This is a genomic window from Achromobacter sp. SIMBA_011 (genome assembly GCF_046535435.1).
Classification (GTDB): Bacteria; Pseudomonadota; Gammaproteobacteria; order Burkholderiales; family Burkholderiaceae_B; genus Achromobacter; species Achromobacter dolens.
This window is the reverse complement of the sequence record NZ_JAWRWN010000432.1, coordinates 1-273: the sequence shown is the minus strand read 5'-3', so window position 1 is coordinate 273 and position 273 is coordinate 1. Positions and strand designations below refer to the sequence as shown.

Annotated in this window: 1 protein-coding gene; it reads right to left on the bottom strand. The window is 45.4% G+C overall.

The window, feature by feature from the left end; all coding sequences use genetic code 11:
• Nucleotides 1-261: hypothetical protein (locus SB816_RS31595; RefSeq protein WP_410548195.1), on the bottom strand; the 261-nt coding region annotated here is incomplete at its 3' end.
• Between the last annotated feature and the right edge of the window lie 12 nt (nucleotides 262-273).

Here is a 273-nt window from a genome sequence, read left to right as displayed (position 1 = left end):
AGTTAGTAATCGTGCATATTCTAGATCGTTTTCAGTAACTACTAACTGTGCTGGGTCCAGCAAGAATTTATAGCTTTTAAGTACGCTTCCATAGCTTGGATAGTTTGGGCGCACTGTAAAATCTCCGTCTAGACCGCTTCCTCTTGCCCAAGGTTCATATTGACGTATATTAAACCATGGGTTAGCCCGCTGTTCCTCTGGAACGCTGGAGCCGATAAATTCTACAGCTGTTGCTAAGCGCAATCGGACAACGTGCGTCATGACGTGAACTGC